This window comes from uncultured Cardiobacterium sp. (assembly GCF_938028185.1).
Taxonomy (GTDB): Bacteria; Pseudomonadota; Gammaproteobacteria; order Cardiobacteriales; family Cardiobacteriaceae; genus Cardiobacterium.
Window position 1 is genome coordinate 1 of the sequence record NZ_CALJAH010000197.1, and the last position, 13,187, is coordinate 13,187.

General features: G+C 62.0%; 15 protein-coding genes. 2 read left to right on the top strand and 13 right to left on the bottom strand.

Annotated elements, in window-relative coordinates; genetic code table 11:
- Positions 1 to 900 (top strand): IS30 family transposase (locus Q0349_RS05785; protein ID WP_298079931.1); only part of this gene is annotated, 900 nt, incomplete at its 5' end.
- Positions 901 to 944: 44 nt separating this feature from the next.
- Here the strand turns inward: Q0349_RS05785 and bamB are convergent.
- The 10 genes from bamB to Q0349_RS05835 form a co-directional block, all read right to left on the bottom strand.
- Positions 945 to 2,111, bottom strand: coding sequence for an outer membrane protein assembly factor BamB (bamB, locus tag Q0349_RS05790; protein ID WP_298079932.1), 1,167 nt, complete (start codon positions 2,109 to 2,111; stop codon positions 945 to 947).
- Position 2,112: 1 nt separating this feature from the next.
- Positions 2,113 to 2,745, bottom strand: coding sequence for a tetratricopeptide repeat protein (locus Q0349_RS05795; protein WP_298079933.1), 633 nt, complete (start codon positions 2,743 to 2,745; stop codon positions 2,113 to 2,115).
- The gene (gene hisS, locus Q0349_RS05800; RefSeq protein WP_298079934.1) at positions 2,742 to 4,013 is read right to left on the bottom strand and encodes a histidine--tRNA ligase; all 1,272 of its coding nucleotides are present in this window, start codon (positions 4,011 to 4,013) and stop codon (positions 2,742 to 2,744) included. The genes Q0349_RS05795 and hisS overlap by 4 nt, the downstream gene beginning before the upstream one ends.
- On the bottom strand, positions 4,006 to 4,947 hold the full coding sequence (locus Q0349_RS05805) for a RodZ domain-containing protein (protein WP_298079935.1): 942 nt from the start codon (positions 4,945 to 4,947) through the stop codon (positions 4,006 to 4,008). The genes hisS and Q0349_RS05805 overlap by 8 nt, the downstream gene beginning before the upstream one ends.
- Positions 4,948 to 4,949: 2 nt before the next feature.
- Positions 4,950 to 5,738 carry a tetratricopeptide repeat protein gene (locus Q0349_RS05810; RefSeq protein WP_298079936.1) on the bottom strand — a complete coding sequence of 263 codons (789 nt, stop codon included), beginning with the start codon at positions 5,736 to 5,738 and terminating at the stop codon, positions 4,950 to 4,952.
- Positions 5,735 to 6,835 carry a 23S rRNA (adenine(2503)-C(2))-methyltransferase RlmN gene (gene rlmN, locus Q0349_RS05815; RefSeq protein WP_298079937.1) on the bottom strand — a complete coding sequence of 367 codons (1,101 nt, stop codon included), beginning with the start codon at positions 6,833 to 6,835 and terminating at the stop codon, positions 5,735 to 5,737. The genes Q0349_RS05810 and rlmN overlap by 4 nt, the downstream gene beginning before the upstream one ends.
- A complete protein-coding gene (ndk, locus tag Q0349_RS05820; RefSeq protein ID WP_298079938.1) occupies positions 6,835 to 7,257 on the bottom strand; it encodes a nucleoside-diphosphate kinase in 423 nt (140 codons plus the stop codon). Before ndk ends, rlmN begins: the two co-directional genes overlap by 1 nt.
- A 78-nt stretch (positions 7,258 to 7,335) precedes the next feature.
- Entirely contained in the window at positions 7,336 to 7,995 is a 660-nt protein-coding gene (gene murU, locus Q0349_RS05825) for an N-acetylmuramate alpha-1-phosphate uridylyltransferase MurU (RefSeq protein ID WP_298079939.1), read from the bottom strand.
- A gap of 72 nt (positions 7,996 to 8,067) precedes the next feature.
- Positions 8,068 to 9,057: a phosphotransferase gene (locus Q0349_RS05830; protein ID WP_298079940.1), complete on the bottom strand. Its 990-nt coding sequence runs from the start codon at positions 9,055 to 9,057 to the stop codon at positions 8,068 to 8,070.
- Positions 9,057 to 9,746: a thiol:disulfide interchange protein DsbA/DsbL gene (locus Q0349_RS05835; protein ID WP_298079941.1), complete on the bottom strand. Its 690-nt coding sequence runs from the start codon at positions 9,744 to 9,746 to the stop codon at positions 9,057 to 9,059. Before Q0349_RS05835 ends, Q0349_RS05830 begins: the two co-directional genes overlap by 1 nt.
- Before the next feature lie 129 nt (positions 9,747 to 9,875).
- Between Q0349_RS05835 and hemB the strand changes: the two genes are divergently transcribed.
- Entirely contained in the window at positions 9,876 to 10,883 is a 1,008-nt protein-coding gene (gene hemB / locus Q0349_RS05840; protein ID WP_298079942.1) for a porphobilinogen synthase, read from the top strand.
- A 39-nt stretch (positions 10,884 to 10,922) separates the two neighbouring features.
- Here hemB and Q0349_RS05845 read toward each other — a convergent pair whose 3' ends face one another.
- Genes Q0349_RS05845 through dhaK form a run of 3 tightly spaced genes read right to left on the bottom strand, consistent with a single transcriptional unit; the run spans position 10,923 to position 13,080 of the window.
- The gene (locus Q0349_RS05845; protein WP_298079943.1) at positions 10,923 to 11,381 is read right to left on the bottom strand and encodes a hypothetical protein; all 459 of its coding nucleotides are present in this window, start codon (positions 11,379 to 11,381) and stop codon (positions 10,923 to 10,925) included.
- Entirely contained in the window at positions 11,381 to 12,007 is a 627-nt protein-coding gene (gene dhaL / locus Q0349_RS05850) for a dihydroxyacetone kinase subunit DhaL (protein ID WP_298079944.1), read from the bottom strand. Before dhaL ends, Q0349_RS05845 begins: the two co-directional genes overlap by 1 nt.
- The gene (gene dhaK, locus Q0349_RS05855; protein WP_298079945.1) at positions 12,004 to 13,080 is read right to left on the bottom strand and encodes a dihydroxyacetone kinase subunit DhaK; all 1,077 of its coding nucleotides are present in this window, start codon (positions 13,078 to 13,080) and stop codon (positions 12,004 to 12,006) included. The genes dhaL and dhaK overlap by 4 nt, the downstream gene beginning before the upstream one ends.
- Between the last annotated feature and the right edge of the window lie 107 nt (positions 13,081 to 13,187).

The following is a 13,187-nucleotide window of genomic DNA, read 5'->3' on the forward strand; positions in this document are numbered from 1 at the left end:
GCCGCCATCGCCACCATATTGAAGCGCCACAGGAGCACCATCCTGCGCGAACTCAAACGCAACAGCGATGGCAGAACCTACAACGCCAGCAAGGCGCAGGAGCAATACGACAACCGGCGTCTGGTCTGCCACCGCAAGCGCAAGCTCGATGACCCGGAGCTTTTTGCCCTGGTCAAGGACAGGTTTCTGAAACAGCACTGGTCGCCGGAGCAGATCCAGTACCGCCTGCGCCATGAAGGCAGCCCGCATTCCATCAGCTACGCGACCATCTACCGCGGCATTTATGCCGGGCGTTTCAATGACCCTGACTGGGTGAAAAGCGGCAAGCAAAGGCTGCGTCATCGCGGCAAGCAGCGCCGGCGCAAGGGCGACCCCACGCGCGACAACTTCCCTGTCGCGCATGAGCTGTCGGAACGTCCGCCAGAGGCGCAAGCACGGGCGCGCATTGGCGATTGGGAAGCCGACACCGTGGCAGGCGTGGTTGGCGGCGCGGTGTTGCTGACGCTGGTTGACCGCAAAAGCCGTTATCTGCACTGCGTGCGGCTGGAGAAGAAGACGGCAGACAACGTGAATGCCGGGATTTTCAAGGTGTTGGCAGGGCAGATAGTGCATAGCATCACGCCAGACCGTGGCAAGGAATTCGCGCGGCACGCGGTGGTAGCGGAGGCGCTGGGGGTGAAAATATACATCCCGCCGCCGTACCAGCCGTGGCAGCGCGGGACGAACGAGAACACCAACGGGCTGTTGCGCGAATATTTTCCGAAACATCAGGATATTGCGCAATATCCGGATGAGTACATCGAGAAAGCTGTGCTGGCGTTGAACAACCGCCCGCGCAAATGTTTGCAGTGGAGGACACCTTATGAAGTGTATTTTAATGAAGTGTTGCACTTGGTTTGACAATTCGCCGTAAATGGGATGTCCTGCTGCCCTGCCCCACCGGTTTATTGCGGGCGGAATTTGATCAGAGTGCCGTCGCTCAGTTGCCAGAGGATGCTGTCGCGCAGGACAACCGCCGGGGTGTCGGCGCTGGTCGAGGCGATTTTTTGTTGGCCGATGAGTTCGCCGCTCGCGCCGTCAAGCCAGTGCAGCCAGCCTTCGTAGTCGAGTACGCCGAGGCGGCCATCGGCGAGGGCAAACGGCGGCGAGAGGCGGCGGCCTTCAAGGCGGTCGTTTTGCCAGCGGATTTTGCCGTCCTGCGGGTTGAGGGCGACGAGGTGGTCGGTGTCGGTGACGAGGTAGAGGCCGACGCGGTTGATGGCGATGTCTTTTTGGGTGGAGGTTTGTTCTTGTTGCCACAGCGGCTGTCCCTGTTGCAGGTCCACGGCGAAGATCATCGACTGGTAGGCGGCACCGTAGAGGATGCCGTTGGCGACGATGGGGGTGCTGTCCATGTCCACCAGGCGGGCGACGGGGTTGCTGCCGCTGCTGTTGGCGACGCGCTGTTCGATGACCGGCAAGCCATTTTTTTGGTCGAGGACGACGAAGTAGCCGTTGTCGGTGGTGATGATGACGACGCCGCCGCCAACGACGGGTTCGGCGTTGCCGCGCACGCTGAGGACGGGTTCGTTGATGTGGTAGCGCCACAGTTCGCTGCCGTTGTCGGCGTCAAAGGCGGTGAGAGTGCCGTCGGTGCTGCGCGCGTAAACTCTGTCGTCGGCGGTGACGGGCGCGGCGAGCATCAGCCCGGAGAGGGGGGCGCGCCAGCGGGTTTCGCCGTCTTCGCTGGAGAGGGCGAGCAGGTCGCCGTTGTAGGTGCCGAGGTAAACGTTGTTGCGGTTGACGGCGACGCCGCCGCTGATGTCGTTGCCGAGTTTTTCCCGCCACAGTTGTGCGCCGCTTTCGCCCTCAAAGGCGTAGAGGCGACCATCGGCGGAGACGGCATAGACGCGGCCGCCGTCGTAGGCGGGTTTGAGGGCGAGGCCTTTGTCCGCACCGCCGTCGCCGAGGTTGTGTTTCCACTGGATGACGGTGGCGACGCGACCGCTGCTGGGCGGCAGCGGTTTGGGCGCGGGGCGGTTGTCTTTGCCGAGGAAGAAGTCGGAGGTGGAGGAGCAGGAGGCGAGGGTCAGCGCGGCGGTGCCAAGCTGGATGAGGCGGCGGCGTTGCATTTCAGGGTTCCTGTACGGCGAGGCGGGCTTGCAGCGCGTTGATTTCGGCGGCGGTCGTGGTGGACGGGGCAAGCTCCTGGCTGCGTTGCAGGGCTTGCAGGGCTTCGGGCAGTTTGTTTTGTTTTTCGAGGATGATGCCTTGCAGGGCGGCGGCCTGGGCGGCATAGGCGCTGTCTTTCAGGCCGTCAACGGTTTGTAGTGCGGCGTCGTATTCGTTGCTGTCGATTTGGTATTGCGCCTGTTGCCACAGGGCGCTTTGCGCGACGAGTTTGTCCGGGCTGGCGGCGGCGAGTTTGAGTGCGGTCAGCGCTTCTTCTTTTTGTCCGGCTTTTTGGTAGGCGGCGGCCATGTTGAGCGAGGCCAGCGCGCTGATGTCGCCTCCGGCTTTCAGCAGGCTGTCGTAAGGGGCGGCGGCGGCTTTGAGGTCGTTTTTTTCCAGCGCTTGCAGCAGGGTGTCCAGTTGGGTCGATTCGTTGGCGCTTTGGGTTTCCTGGCTGTTCTGCCAGTAGCGGTAGCCGCCGATGGCGCCAAGGCCAATGACGAGGCCGATGATGATGGTGAGGCCGTATTGTTGTAGCCATTCGCGGATGAGTTCGACGGTTTCTTCGTCGGTGCGGTCGGTCGAGGGAATCATGCGGTTTCCTGGGTGCGGGGTTGGAGGTGGGCGGACAGCTCGGCAAAGGGCAGGCTTTGTTGGCTGCCGTCGCGCAGGTTTTTCAGGCTGGCGTGTTGTTGTGCCGCTTCGTCGTCGCCGATGATGAGGGCGTAGTGCGCGCCTTCCTGGTCGGCTTTGCGCAGCTGGTTTTTCAGCGCCTGTACTTGGGTCTGGACGACGACGCTGATGCCCGCGTCGCGCAGGGTTTGTACCAGCGGCAGCAGGGTGGTGAAGTGTTTGTCGTCGGTGGCGATGGCATAGACGGTGGGCGGGGTGTCGCGGAAGGTGTCGCGGGTTTGCGCGAGCAGGAGGATGCGCTCGATGCCGAAGGCGAATCCGGCGGCGGGGGTGGTCTTGCCGCCCAGTTGTTCGACGAGGCCGTCGTAGCGGCCGCCGGCGGCGACGGTGCCTTGTGCACCGAGGGCGTCGGTCGTCCATTCAAAGACGGTGTGGCAGTAGTAGTCGAGGCCGCGGACGAGGCGCGGGTTGCGCTGCCAGGCGATGCCAAGCGCGTCCAGCAGGGTGGTGAGGCGGGCGAAGTGGGCGCGGCTTTCGTCGCCGAGGTAGTCGTCCAGTACGGGTGCGCCGTCAAGCAAGGCTTGTACGCCCGCGTTTTTGCTGTCGAGGATGCGCAGCGGGTTGGTGGTGAGGCGGCGGCGGCTGTCGTCGTCCAGCGCGTCTTCATGGTTTTGCAGGTAGGCGACCAGTGCCTGCTGGAAGGCGTGGCGTTCGTCGGCGAGGCCGATGGTGTTCAGCTCCAGCGTCAGCAGGTCAAGTACGCCGAGGCGACGGAAGAGGTCGGCGCAGATGGTGATGAGTTCGGCGTCGAGCGCGGCGTCCGCCATGCCGAAGGCTTCAACGCTCACTTGCGAGAATTGGCGGCTGCGTCCTTTTTGCGGGCGTTCGTAGCGGAACATCGGCCCTTCGGCGTAAACGCGCTGCGGCTGTTGCAGTTTGCCGTGCTGGATCATCGCCCGCACCACGCCTGCGGTCGCTTCGGGGCGCAAGGTGATGCTTTCGTCGTTGCGGTCGTTGAAGGTGTACATTTCTTTGCTGACGACGTCGGTTTCTTCGCCGACAGCGCGTTTGAACAGGCCGGTTTGTTCGAGCAGCGGCAGTTGCAGCGGGCGGTAGCCGTAGCGGGCAAGGACGGCGTGGATGCGGTCGTGCAGTTGTTGCAGGTGGCCGGATTCGGGCGGGAAGATGTCGTTCATCCCGCGCAGGGACTGGATTTGTGTTTTAGCCATTGGGGACATCTACGGTGAAGCGGCGGCTGGAGTTTTTCTGGCGGTAGTTGTCAAGCGGCTGTTCCTGGCCGTTGATGAGCATGACCACGCCATCGGGGCGGCCGAGGTTGAATTTGTACGGGGCGCCGTCGGCGGGCAGTTCGATTTTTTCGCCGGCCTTGACGAGTTTCGACAGCACTTTTTTGCGGCCATTGTCGTAGATTTCGATCCAGCTTTCGGCGGAGAAGGACAACTGGATGCCGCGTGTGCTGCTGGCTGCCGGGCTGTCGCTGGCCGGGGTTTCGGCGGGCGCTTCGTTGTTGTTGTCGGCGCTGGCCGGGTCGTTGGACACCGGCGGGGTCAGGCCGGGGATGTTTTGTGCGCTTTCCGGCGAGAGTGGCGTGCCTTCGGGCGAGAGCGGGGTGCCGCCCACTTCCAGCACGATTTCGTTGCCGGGGTTGTTGGTGCTGCCGCCCGTGTCCGCCGGGGCGGTGGTTTCTCCGGCAGGCGGGGTGTTAAAGGCGCCGTTGATTTGTTTCATCAGCCAGGAGTTGTTGTCAAAGAGCTGGTAGAGCAGCACGCCGCCAATGATGACCACCGGGATGAGCAACAGCCAGGAGCCGAGATAGCTGCGGCGGTAGGCACGCGGCTGGCTTTCGACGTTGGCGGCGGTCAGGCGCAGTTCCGGCGCGGGTTCGCTTTTGATTTTGTTAAAGGCCTGGCTGACGGCGGCTTCGTTCAGGCCGAGGAAGCGGGCGTAGAGGCCGAGGTAGCCACGGGTGAAGACCGGCGCGCCGATTTCGGCGAAGCGGTTTTGTTCGAGTTTTTCGATGATTTCCTGGCTGAGGTTGGACTGCATCGCGGCTGTTGCGATGGAGAGTTCCCGCTTCATCCGTGCCGCCGAGAGGACGGCGCCGATGTCCAGTGCGCCGGTGGTGTTGGTTTTTTCGCTCATGGTCAGATTCCCAGCGATTTTGCCTCAGGTGTGCTCTTGTAGTTGCCGCGCATGACGCGAACCAGCTCTTCTTCCATGCGGGTGTCGCCGCTCTTGCGTGCCGCTTCGATGCCGAGTTTGACGCTTTCCGGGCTGTAGCCGACGTAGGTGTGCACCACGCGCAGGTAACGCAGCGCGCCGGCGTAGTCGCCTTTTTGCAGGGCGATTTGCGCGAGCGGCAAGAGGGCGCCTTCGGCCTGCGGGTTGGCGGCAATCGCCTGTTTGTAGGCGTTCTCCGCCGCACCGCTTTGGCCACGGCGCTCCATGCAGTTGCCTTCGGCGATGCTGGCGGCGGTTTTGAATTCGGCGTTGCGCCCGCGCATTTGCCCAAGCAGCGCCTGCATTTCGCTGTCGCGGTCAAATTTGCAGAGGAAGGTGGCGTAGTTGGTGTAGCCGAGCAGGTATTCGGGGTGGCTGTGGATGAGTTTTTGGTAGATTTGGTTGCCGGAGGCAATGTCGCGTTTTTCTTCGTAGAGGACGGCGAGGATGTTCCAGGCTTCCGGCGGGCGCGAGTCAATTTCGATGGCGCGTTGCAGTTTCGGTTCGGCCAGATCGTAACGCCCCATTTGCAGGTATTGCGCCCCCAGCTCGACGTAGTCCTTGTAGGCCTGGCCGTAGTCGGCTTTTTTCTTGGTCACGGTGGGGATGATTTCGTCATCGTTGTTTTTTTTGCCGAAGCCGAGCGTTTCGCAGCCGCTGAGCAGCATCGCCGCCGCAAGTGCCGCAAGCAGGGGTATGTTTCTGGTTTTCATGCGGTTTCTACCTCTTGTCTGGTTTGTCTGTATCGGCGCAGGCGGTCATTGACCTGCCCCACGAGCTGCCCGCAGGCAGCGTCTATGTCTTCTCCGCGCGTTTTGCGGATGGTGGCCACGTAACCGTTTTCGGTCAGGTGGCGCTGGAAAGCGAGGATGTCGCTGCGGCGTGAGCATTCGTAGCGACTGCCGGGAAAGGCGTTGAACGGGATCAGGTTGATTTTGCCGGGGATGCCGCGCAGCAGTTCGACCAGTTGTCGCGCGTGTTCGGGGGTGTCGTTGACGCCGCGCAGCATGACGTATTCCCAGGTGACGCCGCCGTGCTGGCCGTTGTGCTGCACATATTGGTGGCAGGCATCAAGCAGCGCGGCGAGGCCGTAGCGGGCATTGACCGGCACTATCTGGTTGCGCAGTTCGTCGTTCGGCGCGTGCAGCGAGACGGCAAGGCTTAAATCAGTGACTTCGCGCAGGGCGTGGATGGCGGGGACGATGCCGGAGGTGCTGAGCGTGACCCGCCGTTTGGAGAGGCCGAAACCGTAGTCGTCCATCATCAGCCGGGTGGCGGGCAGGACGTTGTTGAAATTCACCAGCGGCTCGCCCATGCCCATCAGTACGACGTTGGTGACGACGCGGTTGTTGCCGTGGCGGTCGCAGTTGAGCAGTTCCTTGGCGAGCCAGACCTGGACGATAATTTCGCCGGTGGTAAGGTTGCGGTTAAAGCCCGCGTGGCCGGTGGAGCAGAAGGGGCAGGCCATCGCGCAGCCCGCCTGCGAGGAAATGCAAAGGGTGCCGCGATCGTCTTCCGGGATGAAAACGGCTTCGATGCTATTGCCGCAGTCGTAGCGGAAAACCCATTTGCGCGTGCCATCGCTCGCGGTTTTGTCGGTGACCACGGTGGGAAAGCGCAGCTCGGCGATGGTTTTCAGTTTTTCGCGCAGCGGTTTGCTGAGGTCGGTCATCGCATCGAAATCAATGACGCGCTCGTGATAAATCCATTTGAGCAACTGTCTGGCGCGGAAGGGTTTTTCGCCGTTGTCAATGAACCACGCGGTCATCGCCTCGCGGTCAAGGTCAAACAGGTTGATTTTCTCTGCCATCAGCGGCACAACTCGCGTTCAGCGAAGAAAAAGGCAATTTCGCGCGCAGCGTTTTCCGCGCTGTCCGAGCCGTGGACGGCGTTGCGCCCCTTGTCTTCGGCAAAATCGGCGCGCAGCGTGCCGGGCGCGGCTTCTTTCGGGTCGGTTGCCCCCATCAGCGTGCGGTAGCGGGCGACGGCATCCTCGCCGCGCAAGACCTGCACCATCACCGCGCCGGAGGTCATGAAATCCACCAGTTCGGCAAAAAAAGGACGTTCGCGGTGAACGTCGTAGAAGCGGGCGGCATCGTCGCGGGACAGCCGCAGCATTTTCGCGGCGACGATTTCCAGGCCGTTTTGTTCGAGGCGGGCGAGAATCGCGCCGGTATGGTGGTTTTGCACGGCATCGGGTTTGATGATGGAGAGCGTCATTTGCGCGGGCATGAATACTCCGTGAAGATTGTGTGAGCTTAAAAACGGGCGGTATGGTAGCACATCGGGCGACGTTTGAGATTTTTGCGATTATTGGTATTGGGATTGCAGGGCGGCGAGGCGTTCCGGCGTGCCGATGTCCTGCCAGACGCCGCCGTGTACCTCGCCGCTCAGCTCGCCGCGCGGCAGATGGGCGCGCAAAATGGGGGCGAGCGGGCGGAAACCGGGGGCAATACCGGCAAACAGGCGCGGATGCAGCACGGAAATGCCGGTGAAGGTCAGCGTTTCCCCGGCAATCAGCATATTGCCCGCGAGCGAAAAATCGCCGCGCGCCTTCCACGCCGGGGTTTCGACCAAAAGCAAATGGGCGAGACTCTCCGCCGGACGGTTTTCACGGAAACGGCGCAGGTCGGCGTCGCACCAAATGTCGGCATTGACGACGAGAAACGGCGCGTCGCCCAAAAGCGGCAACGCCTGGATGATGCCTCCGGCGGTTTCCAGCCCTTCCTCCGGTTCGCGTGAATAGTGGATGCGCAGGCCGTAGCCGCTGCCGTCGCCGAGGGCAGCGGCAATCATCGTGCCGCGATAGCCGAGGTTGATAACGACATCAATGAACCCGGCGCGGGCGAGACGGCGCAGCTGCCAGCCGATGAGGCTGTCATCGCCGACCCGCAGCAGCGGTTTGGGACGGTCGGCGGTCAGCGCGCCCATGCGTTTGCCGCGTCCGGCGGCGAGAATCATGGCTTTCATAGCTTTTTTGGAAATTATTGCTGGTTTAACAATGAATTGTGAATTCGCCGTAAATGGCAAATGCGCGGGCGGTTACGCTTCGCTAACCGCCCCTACTGCCTTGCGTAATAGCGGTGCGGCTTGCGTCAACACTGCCGTCAGCGGTGCGTAGTCCGTCAGGGCGGATGCTTCATCGCAGGCGTGGGCGAGGACGCGCGGCAGGTCGGCCAGATAGCCGGTTTTGCCGTCGCGTTGGCCGAGGCGGACGAACAGTCCCAGCACTTTCAGGTGGCGTTGCAGCGCGACGGCATCGCAGGCGCGCGCCCAGTCGGCGGGGGCAATCGCCGGGTAATGGCGGGCGCGGAATTGTTCTTCCCAACGGCGCACGTCGGCGGACGGGTAGCGCAGGTAGCAGTCGCGGGTAATGGAGACGAGGTCGTAGGCGGGATGCCCCCACAGCGCGTCCTGGTAGTCAAGGATGCCGATGCTGCCATCGGCGCGGCGCATCAGGTTGCGGCAATGGTAGTCGCGGTGGACGCAGACGGCGTTGTCGTGTACTTCTGCCGCCAGCCGTGTTTCCAGCGCCTGTAACGGCGCGCTGTCGGCGGTGATGCCGAGCCACGGCAGGAACCATTCGCGCATGAGCGACACTTCGGTGTGCAGGCGGTCAAGCGTATAGGGCGGGATGGTGTCGCGCAGGTTGGCGGTCGCCTGTTGCCAATCGCCGAGGAGCGCCAATGCCTGCGTCATCGCCGTTTCTGGTGCGTCGGTCAGGTCGTGCCAGAGCCAGCGGTCGCCGTAGTCTTCCAGTAACAGGAATCCTTGCGCGGGGTCGGCGGCGTGGATTTGCGGCACGGGCAGGCCGTAGGCGCGAAACTGGTCGCTGCGCTGTTGAAATAGTGCAACGCCGCCCAGCTCCGGCGGCGCGTCCATCAGGATGTATGTGCGCCCGCCGTGTTGTGCGCGAAAGTAGCGGCGGTAACTGGCATCGCCGCCGAGCGCGGCGAGGGTTATATCCGCCCCCAATGCAGAAACCGCGAAAGCGCGGCGGGCACTTTCGCGGTTTTCGCTCTGTTTTTGCATCAGGCGGCGGGTTTGCTTTCTTCTGCCGCTTTGTCGGCGGGTTTCGCCGCTTCGGCAGGTTTGTCGCCTGCTTCGGGTTTGGTGGCGAGTGTGTTCAGTTCGTCAAAAAGGCGCGGGTAGTCTTCGCTGGATTTGGGAACGTATTTGCCGTCAACGACGAAGCCCGGCACGCCGTCCAGTTTGGACGCTTCAAACAGGTTCTTGGCGCGATTGACTTTTTCTTTCACCGCCAGCGAATCCCAGGCTTTTTCTGCATCGGCTTCGCTCACGCCGTTTTCGGCGAGGAATTTCACGGCTTCTTTTTTGTCGAAGATGATGCCGAGTCTGCGGTCTTTGTGCACGGCGTCAAAGATTTTGGCGTCCATCGCTTTTTCGTCCATGCCCAGTTGGCGCACGGTGTAGTAAAGCTGCGCGCCTCCTGCCCATTGGCCGGTGACGGCCGGGACGCGGGTGAATTTCAGCGCCGGATTGATGCCGTTTGCCAGCCATTTTTGCAGCTCCGGCTCCATGTGGTAGCAGTGCGGGCAGCCGTACCAGAAAAATTCGACGATTTCGCCCGGCTGGATGTCGGCGATAGCGACCGGCAGTACGTTGTAATCGGCGCCTTCGCGGTATTTCACCGGCTGCGCCTGGGCAGCGGTGGCAAGGGCGGCGGCGAGCGCGAGGGCGGTCAGGGTGTGTTTCAACATGGGTAACTCCATTTGTTGTGGGGGTAAAAGAGGCGCGCATTATAGCGGCTCGCCCTGGCGCGGCAGCGGGGTATCCGAACGGGAATACCGCGTGCTAAGATGCCCGCCGTTTTTCCACCGGAACCCGCCATGCACCTGCCCCCGCAAACCTACCCGCTCACCCGCAAACGCCGCAACCGCAAGGACGATTTTTCCCGCCGCCTGATGCGCGAAACCACCCTCACCACCGCCGACCTCATCCTGCCCGTTTTCATCTGCGAGGGCGAAGGCAGGCGCGAAGCGGTGCCGTCGATGCCGGGCGTGTACCGCCTTTCCATCGACCAGTTATTAGCGGAATGCGCGGAGCTGGCCGCGCTCGGCATCCCGGCGATTGCGCCGTTTCCCGTCATCAGCCAGGAATACAAAAGCGAAGACGCTGCCGCCGCCTACGATCCGGACGGTCTCATCCCGCGCGCGGTGCGCGCTGTCAAGGCCGCCTTCCCCGCCCTCGGCATCATGACCGACGTCGCGCTTGACCCCTATACCATTCACGGTCAGGACGGCATCACCGACAAAAACGGCTACATTCTGAACGACACCACCGTCGCCACTCTCATCAAACAGGCGCTGTGCCACGCGGCGGCAGGCGTGGACATGGTCGCGCCGTCGGACATGATGGACGGCCGCATCGGCGCCATTCGCGCGGCGCTGGAAGCGAACGGCCACGAAAACGTGCGCATCATGGCGTATTCGGCCAAATACGCCAGCGCCTACTACGGCCCGTTCCGCGACGCGGTCGGCTCCGCCGCCAACCTCGGCAAGGCGGACAAACGCAACTACCAGATGGACCCGGCAAACAGCAACGAAGCGCTGCACGAAATCGCGCTCGACATCAGCGAAGGCGCGGATTTCGTCATGGTCAAACCGGGAATGCCCTACCTTGACGTGCTGCGCCGCGCCAAAGAGCAGTTCGCCTTCCCGCTCGCCGTCTATCAGGTCAGCGGCGAATACGCGATGCTTTGCGCCGCCTTTGAAAAAGGCTGGCTTGACCGCGAAGCCATCATCATGGAAACCCTGCTCGGCTTCAAACGCGCCGGGGCGGACATCATCATCACCTACTTCGCCAAGGAAGCGGCGCAGATGCTGACGCGCGGATGAGCGCATCAAAAGCCCCTCGCATGAGGGGCTTTTTTACGATTATATTTTGACCCTTTTGAGCACATCAGGGTATTTGGCGATGACTTCCGTCATCAGATCATGCACTTTGGGAATCAGATCTTTTAATGGATCACCGACGGGTTTAATAAATCCCTGCATTTTCAAATCGCCTAACGATTTTTGGTATTGCGTGAATAAATCCTTGCAGCGATTTTGCAATGTTTCGTCAGGGATACGCACGCAGCCGTCTTTTCCCAACATGGTCTGTACACTATGTTCCAGCGAGCCGCGCAAGTCTTCCGGGAGAAAACCGCCATATCCCCTGCGGGTAACGATGTGGTCAAGCAGTTTATTCTCGTCAGTCGCATATTGGGTATAGCTTCTGGCGTAAAACCGCAGCGATTCTTTGATTGATAATTTTTGGCTGTTATCGTAATACTGCCAACCCAGTATGCCGCCTGCAACAATCAGGACGCCTAACAAAATAGTCTTTCCCATCAGACACTCTCCGCCAGGCATTGCAGCAGCAGCGCGCTCGATGCCGCGCCGGGGTCTTTGTGTCCGGCGCTGCGTTCGCCGAGGTAGCTGGCGCGCCCTTTTTTCGCCACCAGCGGGATGGTCGCCTCCGCCTGCGCCTGCGCGGTTTGCGCCGCTGCTTGCAGCGCCGCTTGCAAATCCGTGCCGCCCGCTGCCGCCTGTTTGAGTGCTTCGGACACCGGCAGCCAGACGTCCACCATCGTTTTGTCGCCCGCGACGGCGTGTCCGCGTGCGGCAATGCCCGCCGCACCATCGGCGATGGCTTGCGCCAGCGCCGGTAAATCGGCTTCGTTTTTGCCGTTGAGGGCGGTTGCCGCCTTGATGAAGAAGGTGCCGTAGAGCGGGCCGCTGGCGCCGCCGACGGTGGAGAGCAGCGTCATGCCGACGGTTTTGCTGAGACTACCCAAATCCTTGCCTGCCTCCGTCGCCAGTTTTTCTTTTGCCTTGGCGAAGCCGCGCTGCATATTGAGGCCGTGGTCGCCGTCGCCGATGACGGTATCAAGCGCGGTCAGCGCGTCCTGCGCGGCGGTGAGCGCGTCGGCGCAGCGGTCTATCCAGTGGATATATTGGCTGTTGCTGAAGCTCATGCGCGCCCTCCATTCGTCCAGCCCGGCGTGCGTACCGGCGCGTCAAAGAGTTCGAGCGTGGCATCGTCTGCCTTGAGCAGGGTGATGGACAGCCCCTGCATATCGAGCGAGGTGCAGAAGTTGCCGACCAGGCTGCGCGCGATGCTGAGGCCGAAGTCGGCGCAGCAGCGGGCGAGTGCGTGATAGACGCCATAGCATTCGGAAAGCGGCACGCTGCCCAAATTATTGACCAGCGCGATGACGCGGTCGCCTTTGGCAAGCGGCTGTTTTTCCTGGGTAACTTCATCCCAACTGGCGCTGGCGGCATTCCACAGGCGCAGGGTGCGGCGGTAGCTGCCGTTGTCGATGAGGGTGGCGAACATTTGCGCGACGGTATCGTCTAACCCCTTGAAAGTACGGCGTTCGATGCCCGGCTCGCCGTGGATGCCAACGCCAAATTCCATTTCGTTTTCGGCGAGGGTGAAGGACGGCTTGCCTGCGGCGGGGACGGTACAGGCGCCGAGGGCGACGCCGATGCTGTGGCATTGGTCGTTGAGACGGCGGCCAAGGGCGGCGAGCGAGGCGAGGTCATCGCCGCGACGGGCGGCGGCACCGAGCAGTTTTTCCAGCAGCACCGTACCGGCGACGCCACGGCGGCCAGCGGTGTAGAGGCTGTCTTTCACCGCGACGTCATCGTCGGTCAAGACGAAGGCGACTTCCGTGCCCATGTCGTGCAGCAGCTCAGCGGCGGTTTCAAAATTGAGGACGTCGCCGGTGTAGTTTTTGACGAGCAGCAGCACGCCCTTGCCGCCATCGACCGCCTGCGCGCAGGCGACAACCTGATCCGGCGTCGGCGAGGTGAAGATTTCGCCCGGCACTGCGCCGTCAAGCATCCCGTCGCCGACAAAGCCGCTGTGCATCGGCTCGTGGCCGCTGCCACCGCCGGAAATCAGCGCAACCTTGCCCGCAAGCGGCGCGTCGCTGCGGCTGATGAAGACCGGGTCGCGGTGCAGGCGCAATTCCGGATGCGCTTCGACGAAGCCCTGCAACTGTTCGTCCAAAATGGTGTCCACCTGGTTGATGAGCTTTTTCACAATATTCTCCCGTTTGTAAAAGCCAGATTCACAGATTTGAACATATTATACCTTTAATTGGTGGTGTCCTAAAATGTATGCTGATAAACGGCGGGCAAACAAAAAGC